The sequence below is a fragment of the Sinorhizobium glycinis genome (genome assembly GCF_001651865.1).
Lineage (GTDB): Bacteria > Pseudomonadota > Alphaproteobacteria > Rhizobiales > Rhizobiaceae > Sinorhizobium > Sinorhizobium glycinis.
Genome location: NZ_LPUX01000047.1, coordinates 1 through 25,366 on the forward strand (window position 1 = coordinate 1; position 25,366 = coordinate 25,366).

Genomic DNA, 25,366 nt, shown 5'->3' on the forward strand with positions numbered 1-25,366 from the left:
AACAGGCCGGACATATGAAAGCAACCGATCAAACCACCCGACAAAAAGCCCTTGCCATAGGGGGCGTCCACATATGAATCATATTCCAAGAGCGCCTCCGTAACCTTTTGTAACGGATCGATTTCGCGGCCGCCGGCGTGGCCTGTGAAATCGGATGCGGCAATCAAATCGCCCCTTCCCCGTCATCTCTTTTTCTCGCAAGCTGCAACAACGGAGAGAAAGGGGAACCTGAATGTACGAATTCGCCATCGCCTGGGAATGGCTGGCCTTTGCCGCCCGCTGGCTGCATGTCGTCACGGCCATCGCCTGGATCGGCTCGTCCTTCTATTTCGTCGCTCTCGACCTCGGCCTCGTGAGACGCGACCACCTGCCGCCCGGCGCCTATGGCGAGGAATGGCAGGTGCATGGCGGCGGCTTCTACCACATCCAGAAGTACCTGGTGGCACCGGCTGCGATGCCGGAGCATCTCACCTGGTTCAAATGGGAGTCCTACTCCACCTGGCTCTCGGGCTTCGCGATGCTCTGCATCGTCTATTACGGCGGCGCCGATCTTTTCCTGGTCGACCGGCATGTGCTGGATATTTCCGCCACGACGGCGATCCTGATCTCGCTCGCATCGCTCGGCGTCGGGTGGGTCCTCTACGACCTTCTCTGCAAGTCGCCGATCGGCAAGAACACCTGGGGTCTGATGGCGCTCCTCTACGTCGTGCTGGTCGCCATGGCCTGGGGCTACACGCAGGTCTTCACCGGCCGCGCCGCCTTCCTGCATCTCGGTGCCTTCACCGCGACGATCATGTCCGCCAACGTCTTCTTCATCATCATCCCCAACCAGAAGATCGTCGTCGCCGACCTGATCGCCGGGAAGACCCCCGATCCGCGGCTCGGCGCCCAGGCCAAGCAGCGATCGCTGCACAACAACTACCTGACCCTGCCCGTCATCTTCTTCATGCTGTCGAACCACTACCCCCTCGCCTTCGCGACGGCCTTCAACTGGATCATCGCTGCCTTGGTGTTTCTGATGGGCGTGACGATCCGCCACTGGTTCAACACCACGCATGCGCGCAAGGGCAAGCCGACCTGGACCTGGCTCGCGACTGCGATCCTCTTCATCCTGATCATGTGGCTCTCGACCGCGCCGAAGGTGCTGACCGGAGAAGAACGCGCCGAGGCCGCACCCGCTTTCAAGCGCTTTGCCGAGAATGCGCATTTCCCGGCGGTCAAGGACACGATCGCAACCCGCTGCAGCATGTGCCATGCCGCCGAGCCCGTCTACGAGGGCATTGCCCGCCCCCCGAACGGCGTCATGTTCGAGAGCGACGCCGAGATTGCCGCTTTGGCGCGGGAAATCTATATCCAGGCGGGGCGCAGCCACGCCATGCCGCCCGGCAACATAACCGACATGACGGCAGACGAACGCAGGCTGTTGACCGCCTGGTTCGAGAGCGCCGTCGGGGAGACAAGATGACATCCACCTTCATCCGCGGCCGCACATTGAGCTTCAACCGCGCGCCGGGGAGCATCGACGACAGCTCCGCCTATGCCTATGAAAGCGATGGCGCGCTCCTCGTCGAGCATGGCATGATCAAGGCTTCCGGCCCCTACCCGACCGTCAAGGCCGCAGCGCCCGAAGGGACGGTGGAGATCGACCACCGTCCGCACCTCATCGTGCCGGGCTTCATCGACACGCATCTGCATTTCCCGCAGATGCAGGTCATGGCGTCCTATGCCGCCAACCTGCTCGAATGGCTGAACACCTACACGTTCCCGGAGGAATGCCGTTTCGTCGAGACGGCGCATGCGGAGCGGATCGCCGTCCGCTTCTTCGACGAGATGGTTCGCCACGGCACGACGACGGCGACCGCCTATTGCTCGGTACACAAGGCTTCCGCCGACGCCTTCTTCGCCGAGAGCCTGAGGCGCGGCATGTGCATGGTAGGCGGCAAGGTGATGATGGACCGCAACGCCCCGCAGGGCCTGCTCGACACGCCTCAGATGAGCTATGACGAGACGCGGGCGGTGATTGCCGACTGGCACGGCAAGGGCCGCAACCATGTCGCCATTACGCCGCGATTCGCCATCACATCGACACCGGAGCAGATGGAGGTCGCAAAATCGCTTGTCCGCGAGTTTCCGGACCTGCACGTGCAAACGCATCTGTCCGAGAACCGCGACGAGATCACTTACACGTGCGAACTCTATCCGGATGCGAAGGACTATACCGACGTCTATGCCCGCTACGGCCTGCTCGGACCCAAGAGCCTCTTCGGACACTGCATCCATCTCTCCGAGCGCGAAGCCGACGCGATGAGCGAGACCGGCTCGGTCGCCGTCTTCTGCCCGACATCCAATCTCTTCCTCGGTTCCGGCCTGTTCCCGCTCCGCGCATTGACGCGGCGCGAGAAACCGGTGCGCATCTCGATCGCCTCGGACATCGGCGGCGGCACCAGCTATTCGATGCTGAAGACGCTCGACGAGGCCTACAAGATCCTGCAGTTGCAGGGCGAACGGCTGAACCCCCTCGACAGCTTCTACATGATGACCCGCGGCAATGCCGAAGCGCTTTCGCTGGCAGATCGCGTCGGCACGCTGGAGCCCGGCACCGATGCCGACCTTACGGTCCTCGATATGGCGGCGACGCCGGCCATGGCGCTCCGGGCCGAAGTGGTCAATTCGCTCGCAGACGAGCTCTTCCTTTTGCAGACGATGGGCGACGACCGGTCGATCGCCGAGACCTACGTGGCGGGCAAGCCGGTGAAATCGGCGCTCGGCACCACGTGAGGCAAGAGGTCAATTTTTTTGACCTCTTGCCTCACGTGGCTATTACAACCCTTCTGAAAAGATGTTAAGGCGTCCGTAATCTCCATTCGATGAGGGCGATCCATGACGCAAATCCTCGACATCAGCGACCTCAAGGCCCTCGCCAAGCGGCGGGTTCCAAAGCTTTTCTTCGACTACGCCGACAGCGGCGCCTGGACGGAGGGAACCTATCGGGCGAACGAGGAGGATTTCGCGAAGATCAAGCTGCGCCAGCGGGTGCTGGTCGACATGACCAATCGCTCGCTCGAAACGACGATGATCGACCAGAAGGTGTCGATGCCCGTCGCCCTTGCCCCGACAGGCCTCACCGGCATGCAGCACGCCGACGGCGAGATGCTGGCGGCCCAGGCGGCCGAGGCCTATGGCGTACCCTTCACGCTCTCGACCATGAGCATCTGCTCGATCGAGGACGTCGCCTCGGTGACGACGAAGCCTTTCTGGTTTCAACTCTATGTCATGCGCGAGCGTGAATTCGTGCTCAACCTCATCGACCGCGCCAAGGCCGCAAAATGCTCGGCCCTCGTCCTGACGCTCGACCTGCAGATTCTCGGCCAGCGCCACAAGGATCTTCGCAACGGCCTGTCGGCACCGCCGCGCATGACGCCCAAACATCTCTGGATGATGGCGACACGACCGCGCTGGTGCATGAAGATGCTCGGCACGAACCGGCGCACCTTCCGCAACATCGTCGGCCACGCCAAGAGCGTCACCGACCTCTCTTCGCTTCATGCCTGGACAGCCGAGCAGTTCGATCCTCAGCTCTCCTGGAAAGACGTCGAGTGGATCAAGGAGCGCTGGGGCGGCCCGCTCATCCTGAAGGGCATCCTCGATCCGGAAGATGCGAAAATGGCAGCGAAAACCGGCGCCGACGCGATCATCGTCTCGAATCACGGCGGCCGCCAGCTCGACGGGGCGCCGTCTTCGATCAGCATGCTACCGAAGATCGTCGATGCGGTCGGTGATCAGATCGAGGTCCATCTCGACGGCGGCATCCGCTCCGGGCAGGACGTGTTGAAGGCCGTCGCGCTGGGTGCAAAGGGCACCTTCATCGGCCGCCCCTTCCTCTACGGTCTCGGGGCGATGGGCAAGGACGGTGTGACCCTCGCCCTCGACATCATCCGCAAGGAGATGGACGTCACCATGGCGCTGTGCGGCAAGCGCAATATCGCCGATGTCGGTCGCGACGTCCTCGCCGAATACGCGATGTAGCGTGTCAGGGGCAGCGATTCAGCTGCCGCGATAGGTAGAGTAGGCGTAGGGCGAGAGCAGCAGAGGCACGTGATAGTGGCTGGCGGGATCGGCGATACCGAACCGCAGCGGGATGAGGTCGAGGAAGGCCGGCTCGACAAGCGCCACTCCGGCCGAACGCAAATAGTCGCCCGCGTGGAAGAGCAGCTCGTATTGCCCCGCCTTGAATGTCTCTCCCTCCGCGAGCGGCCCGTCGACCCGGCCGTCGCTGTTCGTGCTGACCGTGCGGATCAACTGCCGCTTCTCGCCGTCCAGCCGATAGAGATCGATGCGCAACCCCTCTGCCGGCTTGCCGAGCGCGGTATCGAGAACATGGGTGGTCAGGCGGCCGCTCTTGCTCATCGGACGTTCTCCTTCGAAGGCAGGTCTGGGATGACGAAAGGCTCTTCGTAGAAGAACTCCTCGAGATTGTCGCCAGGTCCGTCGCGATCGACGACGAGGAAATCGCAGACGGCATCGACCGCCATCAGCGGATGGTGCCAGACATTGCGACCATAATTGACCCCTTGACGGCCACTCGCCAGAAAGACCCGCGGCCTGCCCGGGCGTCCACCTTCGTCCGCGGCGACAACTGCCAGCCAGGGCCGATCTTGAAGCGGGGAAAAGCTCTGGCTTCCAAGCGGATGCCGCTCCATCATGGTGAGCCGGTAGGGGAAGGACCGGGGCTGGCCGCGAAAGATGTTGATGATGACCCGGGCGCCCTCCCCGACAATGTCGGCCTCGGCAAGCGCATGGAACCGCTGCGTATTGCCGCCATTGATCAATCGCGCCGACGCCGGATCGGCCTCGATGACGCTGCCGAACGGGGCGAAGGCCTCCTTCGTCAGGGGCTCGATCGAAAGAAGATGAGACATCAGGCCTGGGCTCCGGCTCTCCAGGCAGGGAGCCGAGGGCGCGAAACGGCGCCGGCAGGCAATTCGGGAACGGTCTTGTCAGGCATTGTTTTCTCCCGGAAGCATGGAACCGAGCCGCAGCCGTGCGATCTGCTCGACCTGCGCGCAGGCGGTTTCAAATTCCTCTTCCGCGGAATTGTCAATCCGTTGCTCGAAAGCAGCGAGGATCTCCTCCTTCGTCAATCCCTTGACCGCGATGATGAATGGGAAGCCGAATTTTTTCGTATAGGCGGCGTTGAGTTCCGTGAAGCGCGCATGCTCTTCCAGCGAAAGCCGGTCGAGACCTGCCGATGCCTGCTCGGAGCTCGAGTCGGCGGTGAGTTCTCCGGCGAGGGCGAGCTTGCCGGCAAGATCGGGATGTGCGCGCAAGACCGCGAGGCGCTCTGCGGGCGAGGCCGCGCGAAATGCATTGCAGAGCGCCGAATGGACGTTGCCAGCCGTCAACCCGGACGAGGCGGCATGGTCGAATGCGCGCTCCGCCACCCAGGGTGAATGTTCGAAGATACCGCCGAAACGGCGGACGAAGTCCTCGCGATCCGACATCAGCGCAGTCCTTCCGGCCCGTGACGTTCGTACCAGTGGCGGGCGATATCGATTCGCCGCGGTACCCATACCTTGTCGTGCGACAGGACGTAATCGACGAAGCGGGCGAGCGCCGCCGCCCGGCCGGGACGGCCGACGAGACGGCAATGCAGGCCGACATTCATCATCTTCGGGCTGCCTTCCCTGCCCTCCTCATAAAGCACGTCGAACGTGTCCTTGAGGTAGGTGAAGAACTGGTCGCCGGAATTGAAGCCCTGACTGGTGGCAAAGCGCATGTCGTTGGCGTCGAGCGTATAGGGAATGATGAGGTGCGGCTTGTCGGGTGTCAGCCCCGGAACCCAATAGGGAAGTTCGTCCGCATAGGAATCGCAGGAATAGAGGAAGCCGCCCTCCTCCAGCACGAGTTTCAGCGTGTTGACCGAAGGCTTGCCCTGATAGATGCCGAGCGGGCGCTCACCCGTCAGTTCCGTATGGAGCCGCACCACCTCGCGAATGTGCTCGCGCTCGACTTCCTCCGGAAAATCCTTGTATTCGAGCCAGCGCAGCCCGTGGCTGGCGATCTCCCACCCGGCCTCCTTCATCGCTGCAACCGCCTCCGGGTTGCGGGCCATGGCGAGCGTCACGCCATAGACCGTCAGCGTCACACCGCGGCGCGTGAACATGCGCCACAGCCGCCAGAAGCCGGCCCGGGCCCCGTATTCGTAGATGGATTCCATGTTGAGGTTGCGCTGACCCGCCCAGGGCTGGGCGCCGACAATTTCCGACAGCAGGCACTCGGACGCCGGATCTCCATCGAGAATGCAGCTTTCCCCGCCCTCCTCATAGTTCAGGACGAATTGCACGGCGATGCGCGCATCGCCCGGCCAATGTGGCTGCGGCGGCGTGCGCCCGTAGCCAATGAGGTCGCGCGGATAGGAAGTCTCGGCCATGAAATCACCTTCGATTTTTTCCGAGACGGTAACACCGCGCACCGGATTGTCGAGATGAAAATGACGGCGGGAGAGGAGCTTAGCGGATCGCCGAAAGAGAACTAGCTGCGAGTGGCCAAGGACCTCGAGCGTCACCAGACGCGCTGAGTTGCGCCTCGATCCGGACCGCCCTTTTACCTTGTGGACGGCCGGAGACCTTGCCGAGCGGATGCTGGGAATGGACGCGCATCGGCGCCCCCTTCTCCGTTTCGACGAGCAAGGCAAGGCTGTCGACCGCGAGCGGCTTCATCAGATGCGGTTCGAAGACTTCCCGCAATGGCGCCTCCAGCCGTCGCCCGACGTCCACCGCCAGGGAACCGGTGAGCTTCAAGTGGAAGCGGTACTCCTCCATCACGAAGGGATCGCCCCACCGATGCAGATTGGCGAATTGCGGCGCCGTCAACCGGTCTGGATCGGACCGTTCGATCTCCTCCTCGCTGAGCGGCGCCCGGAAGCGGTCGAACGCCTGCAGAACCCGCGTGGCGAGCATGTGCATCGCAGGGATCGGCAGCATCGGCAGCAAGCCCAGGCACTGGCTGATGCGCCCGATTTCCAGCCGCTCGATCGCGAACGGCGTTTCGGCGCTGGTGAAATGCATCAGCGTTCTCAGCAGCTGCGCTTCATCGACGCCTTCGGCGAGGCGGAACGGCGCCATGATCATGGCGTGAAAGCCGAAGCGGCGCGGAACCGCCGTGTGATAGGCGATCTCCGAAACGCGAAGGCCGGCGATCGATGGCGGTTCGACGGGCTCGCCCGAATAGACGCTGCGGCCGAGCCAACTCGCCGCCGCCGCGGACAGCGGGTCTCCGATCGGCGGCGTAAAACAAATGGCGTACCGCATTGCAGGGCTCCGAAATTCCGTTCGACAGCCGCCTCTTAGGTGATTTGCGTGACAGATTGACGAAGTCGGATGGGGCTATCGCAGGCTTGCGATATGGGTTTCGCACCGGAAGGACTGCGGCAGCTCGATGCTCGTTCGCCCGGCAAGCTCGTCGATGACGAAGCGCGCCAGAACATGCGCCATTCCGAAACTGACCTTGAAGCCGCCCGTCAGCACCGACAGCCTCTCATGATCGGGATGTCGGCCGACCATCGGCTCCCGACCCGTAGCCTTCGGGCGCAGTCCGGCCCAACGCTCGACGACCGGCGCGCCGCGCAGGATCGGCGCCAGAGCGGCAGCGCGATCGATCAGCGCGTCCAGTTGCGCATCCGTCGAGAACGGTTCGGAGAATTGATTTTCGCTGGTGCTGCCGACGGCCACATGGCCGTTTTCATGCGGAACGATGTAGACGCCGTCGGTGAAGATGATCGGCGAACTGGGATCGACGTCGGCCCGAAGCAGCGCCGCCTGCCCCTTGACGGCACCGCCGCTCGTTGCCTGCGGCCGCTCCGCCAGTCGGTCGATCAAGGGAAAACTCGCGACGCCTGCGGAGAGAATGCAATGCCCGAACGGCAACTCGCGCTGGTCGGCAAGCGCCAGCCGGCCACGCTGCGGGTCGATCGCCGAAACCTCGGCGCCCTCTTCGACCCGGACATGAGGAAACTGAGCTAACGCCGCCCGTAGTGTCGCCAGTAGGTAGCGTGGCGCCACACGCGCCGCAAGCGTGTCGTGGATGACCCCGAAAGGTGCCGAATCCGCCGCCAACCAATCTCCGAAACCGGCGTCGCCGACGCGCCAATGGAAACGCCGATCGCCCGCAATCCAGTGTCGCTCAGCGTCCCGCTCGTGGCCGAGCGCGATCTCGCGCAGATGCTGTCTGCCGAGCGGCATGATCCGGCCCGAGCGGCGGTAGCCTGCCGAACGTCCGGTCTCGGCTTCCAGCCGGGCGATCTCGTTCTCAAGGGAAACCAGCGCCTCGAACTGGAACTGCTTCTTGGCGTTCCAGCGGTCCGGCATATGCGGCATCAACGCGCCGAGCAGACCGCCGCTCGCTCCTGCACCGATGCTCTTTCGCTCGAGGAGGCGCGTTTCGATGCCGGCACGACCGGCCATGAGCGCTGCCCAGAGCCCCATGATTCCGCCGCCAACGATCAAAACTTCGCTCATCGATTGACCTTATCCGGCCGCAAGTCTATCGCCATTGCCATGACAGAGACCGATCTGCGCCAGAGCCAGCCGCCCGCAAACCAAAGCCTTGAATGGCACGCCGGCGATATGCCTTATTCGGTGGAATTTGGCGATCACTTTTACTGCCGCACCGATGGCCGGCTGGAATGCGGCCATGTTTTCCTGAGCGGCAACCGGCTGCCGGCCCGCTGGAGCACAGGCGGCGCCTTCACGATCGGCGAGCTCGGCTTCGGCACCGGCCTGAATTTCTGTGAGACTTGGCGGCACTGGAATGGGGCGCAGGTCCTCGATGGCCGCCTGCATTTCGTCTCCTTCGAGCGCTTCCCGATGCGCGCCGGCGAGATCGATCGGGCACTCTCTCGTTGGCCGGAGATCGACACGGAGCGTCAGGCGCTTGTCGCCGATTGGCCGGATGCGCCAGCCGGCCGCATCGACATCGACTTCGGCGGCGTGCGCTTGACCGTGGTCTGCGGCATGGCGCTCGAGAGCGTCTCGCAATCTCCGGAAAGCTTCGACGCCTGGTACCTCGACGGTTTCGCGCCGTCCCGCAACCCCGACATGTGGTCGCAGGAACTCATGCAGGCGGTTTTCGACAAGACCGTCCGGGGCGGTACCTTCGCCACCTATGCTGCGGCGGGTTTCGTGCGCCGCAATCTCGCCGCCGCCGGCTTCGCGGTCGAGCGTCTTCCGGGCTTTGCGGGCAAACGCGAAATGCTGCGCGGCGACAAGCCCTGAAGCTATCTATCCGGGAAATACTACGGACTTGACCGTTGCAATCAGCTGATCGGTCGGCACGGCGACGCAGTTGCGATCGATCTCGGCAACGGTCTTGTCCTTTACGTGCTGGGAGAGCAGCTTCCGAAGGTCGCCCAAAGTCCTCGGCGCAGCGCAGATCACCAGGTTCTCGAAGGCGTTCTCCAACGCATAATGGTCGAGCTTCTCGGCGATCTCGATGGCGAAACGGTGTTGTTCCTCGCGCACGGGATCGCTGCTGTATTCCATCGCCGAGCGGCCATGTCCCACCGACGAATGGCTGCGTCCCGGCTTGTCGGCCATGATGTCTTGAGCGCGTCTCCCCTCTATCTCGTAGGATTCCACTTCCGGCTGCTGACGCCCGTCCTTCAGCAAATTGACGTCCTTGACGATGCGCGCCGCATTGCCATCGGCTGCCAGTATCCAAATCCGGTTCCGCACTGGTTCCTCTCCTGTGTCTCGATTGGAAGATAGGTCGGCGAAGACTACTGGGACGGAACGGTTGAATCCGCGTCAGGTTCCCGTTCGCCAAAGGTCCATTTTTGTCCGACGTCCTGCGGCTTGGCTGCAAGCGCGCAAGATAGGCATCAAAACTGGGTTTCGGCGCCGGCCCGTATTGCTCCCGCTCCTGCCGACCTGGACCACGCAATTCCTGGCACTGTTCGCACCTGGCCTTCAGCTGCAAGTGCCGAAAATGCCGAGGCCGAGCCGCAGAATTGTACGCTCCGGCGTTTGTTCTGCAAGGCTTTCATGCAGGATGCCTGGCCACGCGCTTCTCCCGATTCTCCCCGGCGACGCAGCTTCGGACGAAGCGGATGCAGGACACTAATTCTTGCACTCGCGAAAGATGCAGCTTGACTTTTCGGACCAAAACAACGACATGGACAGCGCGTCACCTTCCGGCCGCCGCGTGAGCGCGCCCTCGGCAGACACTTTAAGTCGGGAAGAAGGAATAGCGCGAGACACGCCGCAACTCAGCGGCAGCGCAGGCGCTTGACGAATTTCTCTAACCCACAAGTTCCCAATTCACGCGGGGTTCTTGACGCCAGACGACACCGGAATTGCAAGAGGCGATTCCGGCGCATCTGTTTGGCGCCCCCGAAAGGTACATGCATTGTCCACTTTCAAAGAGCTCGGCCTCTCGCAGGAGATCCTGGCGACCCTCTCCGCCAATGGCTTCGAGAAGCCGACGCCCATTCAGACGCAGGCCATTCCGCTTGTCCTCAAGGGTCATGACCTCATTGGTCTCGCCCAGACGGGCACCGGCAAGACCGCCGCCTTCGGCCTGCCGATGATCGAGAAACTTCTGGCCGATGGTCGGCGCGCCGACCCGCGCAACATCCGCGCGCTGGTGCTTGCGCCCACCCGCGAACTCGTCAACCAGATCGCCACCAACCTCAAGCTCTTCGTGAAGAAGAGCCCGCTGAAGATCGGCGTCGTGGTCGGCGGCGTCTCGATCAACAAGCAAACCGAACAACTCGCCCGCGGCGTCGACATTCTCGTCGCAACGCCCGGCCGCCTGCTCGACCTCGTCGCCCGCAAAGCCGTAACGCTGACGCAAGGGCGCTACCTCGTTCTCGACGAAGCCGACCAGATGCTCGACCTCGGCTTCATCCATGATCTCCGCAAGATTTCGAAGCTGGTCCCGAAGAACCGACAGACCCTGCTCTTCTCCGCAACGATGCCCAAGCAGATCGCCGAGCTTGCCGGCGAGTACCTGACCGACCCGCTCAAGGTCGAGGTGACGCCGCCGGGCAAAGCCGCCGACAAGATCGAGCAGTATGTCCATTTCGTCCCCGGCAAGGACCTGAAGACCACGATCCTCAAGCAGTCGCTCACCGACAATCCCGATGGTCTGTCGTTGGTCTTCAGCCGCACCAAGCACGGCGCCGAAAAGCTGATGAAGCATCTCGACCATGTCGGCTTCAAGGCCGCCTCGATCCATGGCAACAAGAGCCAAGGCCAGCGCGAGCGAGCCCTGAAAGGTTTCCGCGATGGCGAAATCCGCGTGCTGGTCGCGACCGACGTCGCCGCCCGCGGCATCGACATTCCGGGCGTCACCCACGTCTACAACTACGATCTGCCGGAAGTGCCGGATGCCTATGTGCATCGCATCGGCCGCACTGCCCGCAATGGCCGCGATGGCATTGCGATCGCCTTCTGCACGCCGGACGAAATCCGCCTGCTGCGCGACATCGAAAAGCTCATGGGCATTCAAATCGAGATTGCCAGCGGCGAAGCGCCGGCCGACCAGGCCCGGTCCTCCAAGGGACGCGGCGGTCGTGGCAATGGCCAGCAGCGCGGCAACGGCGGTGGTCAGCATCGCGGCAACGGTGGTGGCCAGCGCCCGAAACGGCCCGCGCGTGAGCCGGCCGTGACCGGTGGGTTCGCCGGCGACGACTTGCTGCGCGACGACCGCCCGCAGAAAAACGAACGCCGCGATCACCGCGCCGCGGGCCACGGGCATCACGACGGCCGGTCGGAAGGCAACCGCAACCACGAAAACCGGAAGCATCACGGTCGCCCAGGCCCGAAACAGGACGGCCGGCGTCACGGCGAAGGGCAACCCGGCAATCGCCGCGAGCGTGGTCAAGGCATGCGCCGCGCCGACAATGGCGGCCGGCAGGGCTGAGTGACGGTGACCCGCTGCCTACAGCGCCGCGCGTCTTATCAGACGCGCAAAGGTCGCTGTAGCACTTTGAATTGCTGCATCCCTTTGTCCTTAATCAAATCGAGGTCGATTTAAGAGACATGCAGTAGGGCTCTCTCGATAAGAGGCCAGATTATGCGCGCTCGGCCGCGGACTTCCTCCGCGGTCGAGTTTTCGCGAAGCGCCGTCGGCTGGCGCTCCGCCTTTTCCGTCAGAGGGCTATTTCGGCAGCGGCCGGACCTCGACCTTGGCCCTGCCCGCATCGAAGCCATCAAGCGTGTGGTTGTGATGCGCAACGATCGCGGGAAAGAGCAAGGCCCCCGAATCCGCCGTCGTGTGGCCGTCGGCAATCAGCGTCACATCATATCCGAGCGAAACGGCCCGCCGCACGGTGGTATCGACACAGAACTCGGACATGCATCCGCCGATGACCAGGTGCGTGACCGAACGCTCCTCGAGGCGCTCGGCAAGATCGGTCCCGAAAAACGAGTCGCAGCTCTTCTTATGAACGACGGCGTCGCCCTGGGCAGGCGCAATCTCTTCGCGGAAAGCCCAGCCAGGCGTACCGACGGCCAAGCGGTGCTCCTCGCCACCGTCATGTTGGACCAATACAACCAGAACGCCGGCGGATCGGGCGCTTTCTTTGAGGGCGCTCAGTCGCGTAACGGTTTCGTTTAACGCCGCATCGATATGCGGCTGCCGATCTGCTGTGCCTTTCCCTGAAAGGATCGCGTTCTGTAGGTCGATTATCAGCAATGCCTTGGTCATCGATATGCCTCTATTTCACTGAACTCGCCGCAACATTGATTCCCCGCTCTCCTGCGGGTGCCTCGCCGTTTGCCTTGCGATTTGTGAGGTAGACGCCCGTCACCGCGACGATCGTGCCGACGATCATCGGCCAAGTCAGGGCTTCGCCGAAGAAGAGTGCCGCCTGTAGGGCCGCGAGCGGCGGCACGAGATAGATGAGGGATGCGGCGCGCGACACCTGGCCGCGGCGGATGAGATAGAGCAGCAGCGCGATCGCTCCCATCGACAGGCCAAGAACCGACCAGGCAAGGGCTGCGACGAGTTGGAGGTTCCAGGTGACGCGCAGGTCCTCGAGCATCAAGGCCAGCGGCACGGTGACGATCAGCGCGCCGACATATTGCAGGGCGGCGATCGACCGGATGTCGCCGTTCTGCAGATATCGCTTCTGGTAAAGCGTGCCGTAGGTCACAGCCGCCATGCCAAGCACGTTGACGGCCACCGGCAGGAAATGGATCGGCGTCGATGCGGTGTCAATCGCGAGCGTCTTCGGCAGGACCGCGAGCGCGATGCCGCAAAAGCCGAGCGCCAGCCCGAGCCGCTGCTGCCGGCTGAGATTCTCGCCGATGAGAAACGGCGCGACCGCCGCCGTCATCAATGGCTGCAACCCGGCGATGATGCCCGATATGGCCGCAGGCACCCCCTGCCCTATCGCCCACCACACGGCGCCTAGATAGAGACCGTGCAGGAGGATCCCGGACACGACCGCGTGGCCAATCAAGCTCCAGGAGCGGGGCCAGCGCGCACCGGTCGCTGCGCAGAAACCGATGAAGAGCACGATCGCCAAGCTGTAACGCAGCGCCAGGAAGGTCAGCGGATCGGCAAAGAACGCCGCGTATTTCGCGACCACCCAGCCCGTGGACCAGAGCAGCACGAAAATGGCCGGGGCCAGGCGGGCAAGCATCATCGGTTGTTTCCCCACTGAGGCCGGTCAAGTGAGGCGGATCACCAAGATCCGAGCGAGACCGGTGCGCGGGCGATAGACCGCGTGCAACACGTGGTCAAAGCAATTTTTCTGATGGTTGCGATCAGCGAATCGGAACCATCAGGCGGAGAGCGGAAGCAGACGGGGAAACGAAGCCGGGCCCGTATTCTTCGCGATAGTGAAGATGGGTCTGATCGACGGCGTAGCCCGCCGCTGCGATCCAATCGAACATCTTGCGGTACTGGACGAGAATATCTCCTCCATCAGGATGATGCATCGTCGCGGCAAAGCGCATGGCCGGCAGGTCCATGTGCTCAGGCGCGGCAAAGGTCGTGTGATCTTCGCCGACATAGCCGATGAGATAGGTAAAGCCTTCCGGCCGGACATTCCAGGAAAGGCCTATCAGAGCGGCAGATCCCGCGGGTGCGTGCGACGGCGATGTTCCTGCGTCTCGGCGATCAGCCTGTGGATGGCGCCGTCGGCCGCCTCGATAAATGTGCCATGCCAGAGCCTGCCGGTGACCCGTTGCGCCGGCCGTTCGGCGATCTCGTATATTGCATCCATGCCGTCGCTGCCTGGCGTCACCATCTAACCGGCGCAGACATTTTACTCCTGGCCCATCGATGAACAAGATCGGCAAAGCGCCCCCGGCGCAACGACAACCTGCGGTGGGACGCCGAAAATCCAGGCATCTGCCCATTTACCGATCGGCAGGAGAAATCCGACGGCATTATACCCGCGAGTGAGAGGGCCTTAGCGCTTTCAAATTGCGGACTGAGCCAAGCCGAAAATTCTTCACGCGCGAACGTGCACGCTTCTTGCATTGCGGCAAACGTTGTACTCAAATGAACAAAAATAAGGGGACCACGCCTTTGGCATTTGATGAAATGATCAATGCGGACAGCAGCCCGCGCCAGCCATATTCGACCTATCATCAATGGTACGCCAGCCAGGACAGAAACCGGCTCATAGCGAAATCGAAAGAAGCGGAAAACATCTTTCGTAAGACGGGCATCACCTTCGCGGTCTACGGACATGCCGATTCCTCCGAAAAGCTCATCCCCTTCGACCTCATTCCCCGCATTATCTCCGGCCGCGAATGGCGCCGCCTCGCCCAAGGCATCGAACAGCGCGTGATTGCGCTGAATGCCTTCCTGGACGACATCTATCACAAGCAGGAAATCATCCGCGCCGGCCGAATCCCGCGCGAACTGATCGAAAAGAACGACGCCTTCCTGCCGCAGATGATCGGTTTCCGGCCGCCCGGCGGCGTCTATACCCACATTGTCGGCACGGATATCGTGCGCACCGGCGAAGACCAGTTCTACGTGCTGGAAGACAATGCCCGCACGCCCTCCGGTGTCAGCTACATGCTGGAAAACCGGGAAACCATGATGCAGATGTTCCCGGAACTCTTCCATGAGAACCGGGTCCGGCCGGTGGAAAACTATCCCTATCTGCTCCGTCAGAGCCTGTCCTCGCTGGCGCCTCCCGGCTGCGCCGGCAAGCCGCGCGTCGCCGTGCTGACGCCCGGCATCTACAATTCCGCCTTCTACGAGCACGCCTTCCTCGCTGACATGATGGGCGTCGAACTGGTGGAGGGATCGGATCTCAGGGTCATCGACGGTAAGGTGAAGATGCGCACGACGCGCGGCTACGAGGCGATCGACGTGCTTTACCGCCGCGTCGACGACGACTTCCTCGACCCCTTGACCTTCCGCCCGGATTCGGCGCTCGGCATTCCCGGCATCATGGACGTCTATCGCGCCGGCAACATCACCATCGCCAACGCGCCCGGCACCGGGATCTCCGACGACAAGGCGATCTATTCCTACATGCCGGAAATCGTCGAGTTCTATACCGGCCGCAAGCCGCTGCTCGAGAACGTCCCCACCTGGCGCTGCTCCGAGCCGCAGAGCCTCAAATACGTGCTCGAGCATCTGGAAGAACTCGTTGTCAAGGAAGTCCACGGCTCCGGCGGCTACGGCATGCTCGTCGGCCCGACGGCGACCAAGCGGGAGCGTGCCGCCTTCGCCGAGAAGCTCAAGGAGCGCCCCGGCAACTATATCGCCCAGCCGACATTGTCGCTCTCGACCGTGCCGATCCTCGTCAACAAGGGCATAGCGCCGCGGCACGTCGATTTGCGTCCCTACGTGCTCGTTTCCGACAAGGTGCAGATCATTCCCGGCGGCTTGACGCGCGTCGCGCTGAAGGAGGGCTCGCTGGTGGTGAATTCCAGCCAGGGTGGCGGCACCAAGGATACCTGGGTACTGGAGGACTGAGGCCATGTTGGGAAGAACTGCAAACGGCCTCTACTGGATGTTCCGCCATATCGAGCGCGCCGAGAACGGCGCCCGCCTGATCGACGCCGGCATGCGCATGTCGCTTACCCGCAGCGAGTCGACCGAGGGCGACTGGGACGGCGTGCTGCAGAGCGCCGGCGTGCGCGAACTCTATGACGAAGTGCACGACGCGCTGACGAGCGGCGACGCGATCGATTTCCTGCTGCGCGACCGCGCCAATCCGTCAAGCGTCATGTCCTGCATCGAGGCCGGCCGCCACAATGCCCGAATGGTCCGCACGGCACTGACCCGCGAGACCTGGGAAGCGACCAACGAATGCTGGATCGAGATGAAGGCGATGCTCGCCAAGAAGGTGCGGCCCGCCGACATGCCCGAGATCATCGATGCCATCAAACGCCGCGCCGGCCTCATTCGCGGCGCCTTCCATGGCACGATGCTCAGGAACGAGATCTTCAACTTCTCGCGCATCGGCACCTTCATCGAGCGGGCCGACAACACCGCCCGCATCCTCGATGTGAAGTACTACGTGCTGCTGCCGGCCGTCTCCGCCGTCGGCTCGTCGATGGACAATGTGCAGTGGGAATCGATCCTGCGCTCCGTCTCGGCCCACCGCGCCTATGGCTGGGTCTACGATGCGGAACTGAGGCCCGCCAACATCGCCGACTTCCTGATTTCGAACGGCCGCATGCCGCGCTCGCTTGCCTACTGCTACGAAAAGATCGTCAGCAATCTCGGTTACCTTGCCCGCGAATACAGCGAGAGGCATGCCGCCCACGAGACCGCAGAAGAGACGCTGGCTTCTCTCCGCAGCCAGTCGATCAGCGACATCATGGATCGCGGCCTGCACGAATATCTGGAAGAGTTCATCAGCCACAACAACCGTCTCGGCCAGGAAATAACCGACGGCTACCGGTTCTACCAATGAGGTCCGGGAGGGCGGAATGCACCTGAAAATCAGCCACACGACCGAGTACCAGTACGACGAGCCGGTGTCCTATGCGCTGCAGCGGCTGCGGCTGACGCCGACGACACAGCCAGGCCAGACGGTGTTGAACTGGAGGACGCTCGTCGAAGGCGCCGTGGTTGAAGTCAGCTACGACGACCACTTCGGCAACCGCACGCATCTCGTCAGCGTCGACGCGGATCGGACGACCTTCCGCATCGAGGCGAGCGGCGAAGTGGATACGGAGGATCGGGCCGGCGTCGTCGGCGCGCACCAGTCCTATGTGCCGCTCTGGCTCTATGCCCGGGAGACTCCGCTCAGCAAGGCGGGCAAGCTGATCCGCGAGCTCGCGAAGTCGGCGGAGGGCGCAACCGATCTCGAGCGCATGCACGCGCTGATGGGCGTCATTCACGAAACGGTCGCCTACGAACCGGGCGAAACCCATGCCGGCACCACCGCCGAGGAGGCGCTGGAGCGCGGCAAGGGCGTCTGCCAGGATCACGCCCACATCCTCGTCTCGGCGGCCCGGACGCTCGGCCTGCCGGCCCGCTACGTCTCAGGCTATCTGATGGTCGAAGGCCATCCCGAGCAGACCGCAAGCCACGCCTGGGCCGACATACACATACCGAGCCTCGGCTGGGTCGGCTTCGATCCAGCCAACAAGATCTGCCCCGATGACCGCTATGTCCGTATTGCCTCCGGCCTCTGCTACCGCGATGCCGCGCCAGTCTCCGGCTTGGTCCACGGCGTCGCCAGCGAGACGCTCAAAGTGGCGGTGACGGTGGAGCGGCAGAGGCAGCAGCAGTCACAAAGCCAGAGCCAAGGTGAACAGAGCCAGACGCAGAGCCAGTGATGAAGTAGGGGCATTGGCCCCGGCCTCGGAGCGAGCGTTTGCCCCTCATCCGGCCTGCCGGCCACCTTCTCCCCGCAAGCGGGGCGAAGGGGACACGCGGCACGCTCACCTCTCCTCAGCCGCGGAAGAAGAGCGAGCGGCAAACTCCAAGTCCCCTCTCCCCGCAAGCGGGGAGAGGGCTAGTCCTCGGGTTTAACCCGAGGAGAGGGGCAATCCGAAGCACAGTGGCTGACAAGCGAAGCGCCTCCCCCTCATCAATGGCTGTCGCGGTCCATCGGGATGCGGTCGCCGCGCGCCCCGACGAGGAAGTCGAGGTCGGCGCCGGTATCGGCCTGCATGACCGTCTTGATATAGAGGCCGCCATACCCGCCGTTGAGCGGCTTGACCGGTGACACCCAGGCGGCGCGGCGGCGGGCGAGTTCCTCGTCGGAGACATGGAGCTGCAGCGTGCGGTTCGGGATGTCGACCTCGATCAGGTCGCCGTTCTCGACGAGCGCCAGCGGGCCGCCTTCGGCGGCTTCCGGCGCGGTGTGGAGGATGACGGTGCCGTAGGCGGTGCCGGACATGCGCGCATCGGAAATGCGGATCATGTCGGTGATCCCCTTCTTCAAGACCTTTGGCGGCAGGCCCATATTGCCGACTTCGGCCATGCCCGGATATCCCTTGGGGCCGCAATATTTCAGCACCATGATGCAGGTCTCGTCGATGTCGAGATCCTCGCGGTTGATGCGGCCGTGATAGTCCTCGATGCTTTCGAAGACGACGGCGCGGCCCTTGTGCTGCATCAGGTGCGGCGAGGCGGCCGACGGCTTCAGAACGGCGCCCCGCGGCGCTAGGTTGCCGCGCAGCACGGCGATGCCGCCGGACTTCGTCAGCGCCTTTTCCTTGGGCAGGATCACGTCTTCGTTGTAGTTGGTAACACCCTTGACGTCGTTCCAGATCGTATCGCCGCTGACGGTAATGGCGTCGTTGTGCAAGAGCCCCATCTCGGCGACCGCCTTGATCACCACCGGCAGGCCGCCGGCGTAATAGAACTCCTCCATCAGGTACTTGCCGGACGGCTGGAGGTTGACGATCGTCGGCACGTCGCGGCCGAGCCGGTCCCAATCGTCGAGCGAGAGATCGACGCCGATGCGGCCGGCAAGCGCGAGCAGATGCAGCACCGCATTGGTCGAGCCGCCGACTGCGCCGTTGACGCGGATGGCGTTTTCGAAAGCCTGCTTGGTCAGGATGTCGGAGGGCTTCAGGTCTTCCTTGACCATCTCGACGATGCGGCGGCCGGTGAGCTGCGAGATCACCCGGCGGCGGGCGTCGACGGCGGGGATGGCGGCGTTGCCGGAGAGCGTCATGCCGAGGGCCTCGGCCATCGACGCCATCGTCGAGGCCGTACCCATGGTCATACAGCTTCCCGCGGAACGGGCCATGCCCTGCTCGGCGTCCATGAACTCCTCCAGCGTCATTTCGCCGGACTTGACCATTTCCGAGAACTGCCAGATCGCCGTGCCGGAGCCGACATCCTTGCCGCGCCATTTGCCGTTCAGCATCGGGCCGCCGGAAACGACAATCGCCGGGATATCGACGCTTGCCGCGCCCATCAGCAGGCTGGGGGTCGTCTTGTCGCAGCCGCCGAGCAGCACGACGCCATCGACCGGATTGCCTCGGATCGCCTCTTCGACGTCCATCGCCGCAAGGTTGCGGAACATCATCGCCGTCGGGCGAAGCGTGCTTTCGCCGGTCGAGAAGACCGGGAATTCCACCGGAAAGCCGCCCGCCTCATAGACGCCGCGTTTGACGCGCTCCGCGAGGTCCCTGAGATGCGCGTTGCAGGGGGTGAGCTCCGACCAGGTGTTGCAGATGCCGATGATCGGCCGGCCGTCGAAGGTGTCGGCGGGCAGCCCCTGGTTCTTCATCCAGGAGCGGTGCATGATGGCATTCTTGCCCGTACCGCCGAACCAGTCCTGCGAACGCAGCTTGCGCGGCCACTCAGCTTTCTTCTTCATCTTTTCCTTCCTTCGGGCCCGTGGGGCGGGCGGGAACACGTCGGCTTCAGAGCGGGATGAGGAAGGCACCTGCCCTCCGCATCCCGGTCCTGGGTCTTAAGCCAGCGTGTAGGCTGTCTTGACGGTTGTGTAGAATTCGGCGGCGTATTTGCCCTGTTCGCGGGGCCCAAAGGACGAGCCCTTGCGGCCGCCGAACGGCACGTGGAAATCGACGCCGGCGGTCGGCAGGTTGACCATCACCATGCCGGCCTCCGCATTGCGCTTGAAATGCGTCGCGTGCTTGAGGCTGGTGGTGGCGATGCCGGAGGACAGCCCGAACGGCGTATCGTTGGCGACGGCAAGCGCCTCGTCATAGTCCTTGACGCGGATCACCGCGGCGACCGGGCCGAAGATCTCCTCGCGGGAGATGCGCATTGCATTCGTCGCCTCGGTGAACAGCGCCGGCTGCAGGTAGAAGCCGGGCGTGTCGCGCGAAATGAGTTCGCCGCCGAAGGCGAGCCTAGCGCCTTCCTGCTTGCCGATGGCGATATAGTCGGTGTCCTGGTTGAGCTGGCTCTGGTCGACCACCGGGCCGATATGGGTGCCGGCCTTCAGCGCGTCGTCGACGACGAGCCCCTTCATGCGCTCGCCCATCGCCGCGACGAACCTGTCGTGGATGCCCTCGGTGACGATGACCCGCGACGAGGCGGTGCAGCGCTGGCCGGTCGAGAAGAAGGCCGAGTTGACCGCCGCCTCGACGGCCACCGAAAGATCGGCATCGTCGAGAATGACGAACGGGTTCTTGCCGCCCATCTCGAGCTGGAACTTGCGGTTATGCTCGACCGAGGCCATCGCGACGCGTTTTCCCGTGCCGACCGAGCCGGTGAAGGTGATCGCCTGCACATCCGGGCTGTCGAGCATCGCCTGGCCGACGACGGAGCCCTTGCCCATGACGAGGTTCAGCACGCCCTTCGGCAGGCCGGCGCGATGCAGGATGTCGACGATGGCCCAGGAGCAGCCCGGCACCAGTTCGGCCGGCTTGAAGACGATGGTGTTGCCGTAGCAGAGCGCCGGGGCGATCTTCCAGGCCGGAATGGCGATCGGGAAATTCCACGGCGTGATGATGCCGACGACACCGACCGGTTCGCGGCTGATCTCGACGCCGATGTTCGGACGCACCGACGGCAGCGTCTCGCCCGCCAGGCGCAGGCATTCACCGGCGAAGAAATCGAAGATCTGCCCGGCCCTGACCGTCTCGCCGATGCCTTCGGCGAGCGTCTTGCCCTCCTCGCGCGACAACAGCCGGCCGAGTTCGTCCTTGCGGGCGAGGATCTCGTCGGCGGTCTTCCTGAGAATGGCGTGGCGCTCGAGGATACCGGAACGGGCCCAGGCGGGGAAGGCAGCCTTGGCCGCGGCGATCGCCGCCTTCGCGTCCTCGGCCGTCGCGCGGGCATATTCGCCGATGACGTCGTTGGTGTTCGACGGATTGACGTTGGCGACGCCGTCGCCGCCGACCCATTCGCCGGCAATCAGGTTCTGGTGAAGTGTCATGGGCTTCAGCCTCCTTGTCTTCTTGTCGCAAGGGCCGCCCGTCGCGGCCCGACGCTGCTGTAGCAGATATATCAGAGCTGATGTATGGCGATCTCTTCTTCCGCGGCGATCGCCAGCGGGTTGCGGAGCGTAAGGCCGAAGTCCTTGGCCTCGATCTCGAAGACGTCTCCCGCTTGGGTGCGGATGCCGTCGCCGAAGGAAAGCGTCGCCGTCCCGAACATGTGCACATGCACATCGCCGGGCTCCCGGAAGAGACCGTATTTGAAGTGGTGATATTCCAGATTGGCGAAGCTGTGGGACATGTTGGCTTCGCCCGAGAGGAACGGCTTTTCCCACAGGACCTTGCCGCCGCGCAGGATGCGCGAGGTGCCGCGAATGTCGTCCGGCGCCGCACCGATGCGGATTTCCGGGCCGAAGCTTGCCTGCCTGAGCTTCGAATGCGCCAGCCACAGGTAATTGACCCGTTCGGTCTTGTGGTCGGAGAACTCGTTGGCGACCGCGAAGCCGAGCCGATAGGGCACGCCCTTGTCGGAGATCACGTAGATGCCGGCCATTTCCGGCTCCTCGCCGCCGTCCTCGGCAAAGGAGGGCGACGTCAGCGGCTCGCCCGGGGCGACCGCGGCCGTGCCGTTGCCCTTGTAGAACCACTCCGGTTGGACGCCCTTTTCGCCTGGCTTCGGCTTGCCGCCTTCGAGCCCCATCCGGAACATCTTCATCGAGTCGGTCAAGGTCTCCTCGGCCGCCTCGGTGGTCTTCTTGTGCATCGCATCGCGCGTTGCGGCGGAACCGAGGTGCGTCAGCCCGGTGCCCGTCAGATGCAGGTGCGCCGGATCGGAGTGGGTGATCGGCGGCAGCATCCGCCCCTCGGCATAGGCTTCATCGAGATCGATCGCCTCTCCAAGACCCTTGGCGTCGATGACCTCCTTGAGGCTCTTGCCGGCATTCGCCGCTTCCATTGCCAATGCGTAGACGCTTTTCGCGTCCTTGACCACGCGCGCCGTTTCACGCGGCGCTCGCACTGCGACTGCAATCGATCCGTCTTGCTTCCTGACCTGGGAAATCAGCACGTCTCTATCCTTCCTGAGCGAGTTGGCTTCGGGGCACGCGTTTCCATGAGGAAAGGCAATGCTCCGCCTCGAGAGTGGCTCGCGCCACCCAGCTATGGCGGCCTTGGTCGGCCGCCCATTCATGATGTGGTCGGTGTGAGCCGACCGGAGATCCGGTCAGCCCTTGCCTTTGTTCTTGTTGTAGACGTCGAAGAACACGGCTGCGAGCAGCACGAGGCCCTTGATAAGCTGCTGATAGTCGATACCGATGCCCATGATCGACATGCCGTTGTTCATCACGCCCATGATGAAGGCGCCGATCACCGCGCCGGTGATCTTGCCGACGCCGCCCGAGGCCGAAGCGCCGCCGATGAAGCAGGCCGCGATGACGTCGAGCTCGAAGCCGACGCCGGCCTTCGGGGTCGCCGAGTTCAGCCGCGCCGTGATGATCATGCCGGCGAGCGCCGCGAGCACGCCCATGTTGACGAAGGCGTAGAAGGTCAGCCGTTCGGTGTTGATGCCGGAGAGCTTGGTTGCCTTCTCGTTGCCGCCCATTGCATAGACCCGGCGACCGATCGTCGAGCGTGTCGTGACGAAGGTATAGGCGGCGATCAGCACGCCCATGACGATGAGCACGTTCGGCAGGCCGCGATAGGTCGAGAGCTGGAAGCCGATGAACAGGGCGACGACGCCGATGACCGCCATCTGGACCGCGAAGAAGACGAAAGGCTCGTTCTCGGTGCCGTGCTGCTCATTGATCCGGCGGTTGCGCAGGCCGGCGTAAATCGCATAGCCGACGAGCGCCAGGACCGCCACGAGCGCCACCATGTTCTTGATGATCTCCGGGCTCGGGTTGAGGAAGTAGAGAAAATCAGGAACGAAGCCGGTCGAAAGGATCTGGAAATCCTTCGGGAACGGCCCGATCGGACGTCCGCCAAGGACGACATAGGTCATGCCACGGAACACCAGCATGCCCGCGAGCGTAACGATGAAGGACGGGATCTTCTGATAGGCCACCCAGTAACCCTGCGCCGCCCCCATGATGCCGCCGACGACAAGACAGGCGGGAACGACGACGATGGCCGGCAGACCCCATTTGACAAGCATGATCGCTGAAATCGCCCCGACAAAAGCGACGATCGAGCCGACCGATAGATCGATATGGCCAGCGACGATGATCAGCAGCATGCCCAGCGCCATGATGACGATGAAGGAGTTCTGCAGCACCAGATTCGTGATGTTGACCGGCCTGAAGAGAACGCCGCTGGTGACGAACTGGAAGAACAGCATGATGATGACGAGCGCGACCAGAAGGCCGTATTCGCGGATGTTGTTCCTGAGGTAGTCCCCGATCGACGGTTTGGTGGTGTGGGTGCTCGTATCGGCGACCATTAGTGTTTCTCCCCTGAACGCATGATGGCCCGCATGATCGATTCCTGACTTGCTTCCTCCTTGGAAAGCTCCGCCACGATGCGGCCCTCGTTCATGACATAGATGCGATCGCAAGTTCCGAGCAGCTCCGGCATCTCCGACGAGATCATCAGGATGCCTTTGCCCTCGGCTGCGAGCTGGTTGATGATGGTGTAGATCTCATACTTCGCGCCGATGTCGATACCGCGGGTCGGCTCGTCGAGGATGAGGACTTCAGGATTGGTGAACAGCCATTTGGACAGCACGACCTTCTGCTGGTTGCCACCCGAGAGGTTTACCGCCTCCTGATAGATCGAATGCGAACGGATCCGGAGCTTGGTGCGGTAGTCGCCCGCAACCTTCCTCTCCTGACGCTCGTCGATGACGCCGTTCGCGGCCACCGCGCTCAGATTGGCGAGCGTGGTGTTCTCCTTGATGTTGTTGATCAGCACGAGGCCCAGCTGCTTGCGGTCCTCGGTTACATAGGCAAGACCGGCCTTGATGGCCCGCGGGATCGTGCTGACGTCCACCGGCTGGCCGCGCATCGTCACCTCACCGGTGATCTTGTGCCCCCACGACTTGCCGAAGATGCTCATCGCCGTCTCGGTGCGGCCGGCGCCCATCAGCCCGGCGATGCCGACAACCTCGCCGGCACGAACCGTAAAGCTGACATCGTGAAGGAACTGCCGGTCGCGGTGATGCTGATGGTACACATTCCAGTTCTTCACCTCGAGCAGCGTATCGCCGATCTTCGGCTCGCGCGGCGGATAGCGGTCTTCCATGGCGCGGCCGACCATTCCCTTGATGATCCGATCCTCGCTGATGTCTTCCTTGTGACAGTCGAGCGTCTCCACCGTGCCGCCGTCGCGCAGGATGGTGATCTGGTCGGCGACCTTTTTGATCTCGTTCAGCTTGTGCGAGATGATGATCGAGGTCATGCCCTGATTGCGGAACTCCATGAGCAGCTTCAGAAGCGCGTCGGAGTCGTTTTCGTTAAGCGATGCGGTCGGCTCGTCGAGGATCAGCAGCCGCACCTTCTTGGAGAGCGCCTTGGCGATCTCCACCAGTTGCTGCTTGCCGACGCCGATATCGGTGATCAGCGTCGCGGGAGACTCGGTCAGGCCCACCTTCTTGAGCAGTTCCTGCGTCCGGGCGAAGGTCTGCGGCCAATGAATAACGCCCTTGTCGGCGATCTCGTTGCCGAGGAAGATGTTCTCGGCGATCGATAGCAGCGGAACGAGCGCCAGTTCCTGATGGATGATGATGATGCCGAGCTCTTCGCTGTCGGCAATCGTGCTGAAGCGACGCTCCTCGCTGTCATAGTGGATCTCGCCCTCGTAGGTCCCGGCCGGATAGACGCCGCTCAGCACCTTCATCAAGGTCGACTTGCCGGCACCGTTTTCGCCGACCAGGGCATGGATCTCGCCTTCGCGGACCTTGAACGAGACATTGTCGAGCGCCTTGACGCCCGGGAACGTCTTCGTGATGCCCCGCATTTCAAGAATGATGTTGTCCATATTCAGCCATTCCAGCGGCAATCTGCGAGAGACTGCAGGCTTCCACCCGCTGCATGGCCCCGGATCGGTCGACAATCCGGGAAACCACGAGCAGT

The 25,366-nt window shown here is 63.2% G+C and carries 24 protein-coding genes; 8 read left to right on the plus strand and 16 right to left on the minus strand.

The features are described from left to right. Positions 1–232 precede the first annotated feature (232 nt). The 3 genes from AU381_RS01720 (at position 233) to AU381_RS01730 (ending at position 4,026) form a co-directional block, all read left to right on the plus strand. Complete coding sequence (locus AU381_RS01720; RefSeq protein ID WP_064240103.1) at positions 233–1,465, plus strand: urate hydroxylase PuuD; 1,233 nt, start codon at positions 233–235, stop codon at positions 1,463–1,465. Next, a complete protein-coding gene (guaD, locus tag AU381_RS01725) occupies positions 1,462–2,778 on the plus strand; it encodes a guanine deaminase (protein ID WP_064240104.1) in 1,317 nt (438 codons plus the stop codon). Before AU381_RS01720 ends, guaD begins: the two co-directional genes overlap by 4 nt. 102 nt (positions 2,779–2,880) lie before the next feature. After that, the gene (locus tag AU381_RS01730) at positions 2,881–4,026 is read left to right on the plus strand and encodes an alpha-hydroxy acid oxidase (protein WP_064240105.1); all 1,146 of its coding nucleotides are present in this window, start codon (positions 2,881–2,883) and stop codon (positions 4,024–4,026) included. An 18-nt stretch (positions 4,027–4,044) separates the two neighbouring features. Here the strand turns inward: AU381_RS01730 and uraH are convergent, their stop codons facing one another. The 6 genes from uraH to AU381_RS01760 all read right to left on the minus strand — a co-directional run bounded on the left by uraH (position 4,045) and on the right by AU381_RS01760 (position 8,516). Then, the gene (uraH, locus tag AU381_RS01735) at positions 4,045–4,407 is read right to left on the minus strand and encodes a hydroxyisourate hydrolase (protein WP_064240106.1); all 363 of its coding nucleotides are present in this window, start codon (positions 4,405–4,407) and stop codon (positions 4,045–4,047) included. After that, complete coding sequence (locus AU381_RS01740) at positions 4,404–4,919, minus strand: ureidoglycolate lyase (RefSeq protein ID WP_064240107.1); 516 nt, start codon at positions 4,917–4,919, stop codon at positions 4,404–4,406. The genes uraH and AU381_RS01740 overlap by 4 nt, the downstream gene beginning before the upstream one ends. 78 nt (positions 4,920–4,997) lie before the next feature. After that, the gene (uraD, locus tag AU381_RS01745; protein WP_064240108.1) at positions 4,998–5,501 is read right to left on the minus strand and encodes a 2-oxo-4-hydroxy-4-carboxy-5-ureidoimidazoline decarboxylase; all 504 of its coding nucleotides are present in this window, start codon (positions 5,499–5,501) and stop codon (positions 4,998–5,000) included. Next, a complete protein-coding gene (gene puuE / locus AU381_RS01750; protein WP_064240109.1) occupies positions 5,501–6,430 on the minus strand; it encodes an allantoinase PuuE in 930 nt (309 codons plus the stop codon). Before puuE ends, uraD begins: the two co-directional genes overlap by 1 nt. A 79-nt stretch (positions 6,431–6,509) precedes the next feature. After that, positions 6,510–7,310: a DUF1045 domain-containing protein gene (locus AU381_RS01755; protein ID WP_064240110.1), complete on the minus strand. Its 801-nt coding sequence runs from the start codon at positions 7,308–7,310 to the stop codon at positions 6,510–6,512. Between the two features lie 75 nt (positions 7,311–7,385). After that, positions 7,386–8,516 (minus strand): NAD(P)/FAD-dependent oxidoreductase, encoded by a 1,131-nt coding sequence (locus tag AU381_RS01760; protein WP_064240111.1) that lies wholly within the window; start codon positions 8,514–8,516, stop codon positions 7,386–7,388. Between the two features lie 39 nt (positions 8,517–8,555). Between AU381_RS01760 and mnmC2 the strand changes: the two genes are divergently transcribed. Further along, on the plus strand, positions 8,556–9,272 hold the full coding sequence (mnmC2, locus tag AU381_RS01765; protein WP_064240112.1) for a tRNA (5-methylaminomethyl-2-thiouridine)(34)-methyltransferase MnmC2: 717 nt from the start codon (positions 8,556–8,558) through the stop codon (positions 9,270–9,272). Positions 9,273–9,278: 6 nt separating this feature from the next. On the opposite strand, the gene AU381_RS01770 is transcribed toward mnmC2, so the two are convergent. Further along, a complete protein-coding gene (locus tag AU381_RS01770; RefSeq protein WP_064240113.1) occupies positions 9,279–9,731 on the minus strand; it encodes a host attachment protein in 453 nt (150 codons plus the stop codon). Positions 9,732–10,404: 673 nt separating this feature from the next. Here AU381_RS01770 and AU381_RS01775 point away from each other — a divergent pair. Next, the gene (locus AU381_RS01775; RefSeq protein ID WP_064240114.1) at positions 10,405–11,922 is read left to right on the plus strand and encodes a DEAD/DEAH box helicase; all 1,518 of its coding nucleotides are present in this window, start codon (positions 10,405–10,407) and stop codon (positions 11,920–11,922) included. Positions 11,923–12,159: 237 nt separating this feature from the next. Here the strand turns inward: AU381_RS01775 and AU381_RS01780 are convergent, their stop codons facing one another. The 4 genes from AU381_RS01780 to AU381_RS30630 form a co-directional block, all read right to left on the minus strand. After that, a complete protein-coding gene (locus tag AU381_RS01780) occupies positions 12,160–12,708 on the minus strand; it encodes a cysteine hydrolase family protein (RefSeq protein WP_064240115.1) in 549 nt (182 codons plus the stop codon). Between the two features lie 10 nt (positions 12,709–12,718). Continuing rightward, entirely contained in the window at positions 12,719–13,648 is a 930-nt protein-coding gene (locus AU381_RS01785) for a DMT family transporter (protein ID WP_064240212.1), read from the minus strand. Positions 13,649–13,772: 124 nt separating this feature from the next. Next, positions 13,773–13,964, minus strand: a complete 192-nt coding sequence (locus AU381_RS30625) for a hypothetical protein (protein ID WP_244520006.1) — start codon at positions 13,962–13,964, stop codon at positions 13,773–13,775. A 107-nt stretch (positions 13,965–14,071) separates the two neighbouring features. Next, complete coding sequence (locus AU381_RS30630; protein ID WP_244520007.1) at positions 14,072–14,233, minus strand: hypothetical protein; 162 nt, start codon at positions 14,231–14,233, stop codon at positions 14,072–14,074. 323 nt (positions 14,234–14,556) lie between these two features. On the opposite strand from AU381_RS30630, the gene AU381_RS01795 reads away from it, so the two are divergent. Genes AU381_RS01795 through AU381_RS01805 form a run of 3 tightly spaced genes read left to right on the plus strand, consistent with a single transcriptional unit; the run spans position 14,557 to position 17,768 of the window. Beyond that, positions 14,557–15,951, plus strand: coding sequence for a circularly permuted type 2 ATP-grasp protein (locus tag AU381_RS01795; RefSeq protein ID WP_064240116.1), 1,395 nt, complete (start codon positions 14,557–14,559; stop codon positions 15,949–15,951). A 4-nt stretch (positions 15,952–15,955) separates the two neighbouring features. Beyond that, positions 15,956–16,897: an alpha-E domain-containing protein gene (locus tag AU381_RS01800; RefSeq protein WP_064240117.1), complete on the plus strand. Its 942-nt coding sequence runs from the start codon at positions 15,956–15,958 to the stop codon at positions 16,895–16,897. Positions 16,898–16,913: 16 nt separating this feature from the next. Continuing rightward, positions 16,914–17,768 (plus strand): transglutaminase family protein, encoded by an 855-nt coding sequence (locus AU381_RS01805; RefSeq protein ID WP_064240118.1) that lies wholly within the window; start codon positions 16,914–16,916, stop codon positions 17,766–17,768. 254 nt (positions 17,769–18,022) lie between these two features. Here AU381_RS01805 and araD read toward each other — a convergent pair whose 3' ends face one another. From araD to mmsA, 5 genes are all read right to left on the minus strand, one after another. Next, positions 18,023–19,768, minus strand: coding sequence for an L-arabinonate dehydratase (gene araD / locus AU381_RS01810; RefSeq protein WP_064240119.1), 1,746 nt, complete (start codon positions 19,766–19,768; stop codon positions 18,023–18,025). A gap of 96 nt (positions 19,769–19,864) precedes the next feature. Continuing rightward, entirely contained in the window at positions 19,865–21,298 is a 1,434-nt protein-coding gene (locus tag AU381_RS01815) for an aldehyde dehydrogenase family protein (RefSeq protein WP_064240120.1), read from the minus strand. A gap of 71 nt (positions 21,299–21,369) precedes the next feature. After that, complete coding sequence (araD1, locus tag AU381_RS01820; RefSeq protein WP_064240121.1) at positions 21,370–22,365, minus strand: AraD1 family protein; 996 nt, start codon at positions 22,363–22,365, stop codon at positions 21,370–21,372. A gap of 156 nt (positions 22,366–22,521) precedes the next feature. Then, on the minus strand, positions 22,522–23,736 hold the full coding sequence (gene mmsB, locus AU381_RS01825; protein WP_064240122.1) for a multiple monosaccharide ABC transporter permease: 1,215 nt from the start codon (positions 23,734–23,736) through the stop codon (positions 22,522–22,524). Then, a complete protein-coding gene (gene mmsA / locus AU381_RS01830; protein ID WP_064240213.1) occupies positions 23,736–25,271 on the minus strand; it encodes a multiple monosaccharide ABC transporter ATP-binding protein in 1,536 nt (511 codons plus the stop codon). The genes mmsB and mmsA overlap by 1 nt, the downstream gene beginning before the upstream one ends. Positions 25,272–25,366 lie beyond the last annotated feature (95 nt).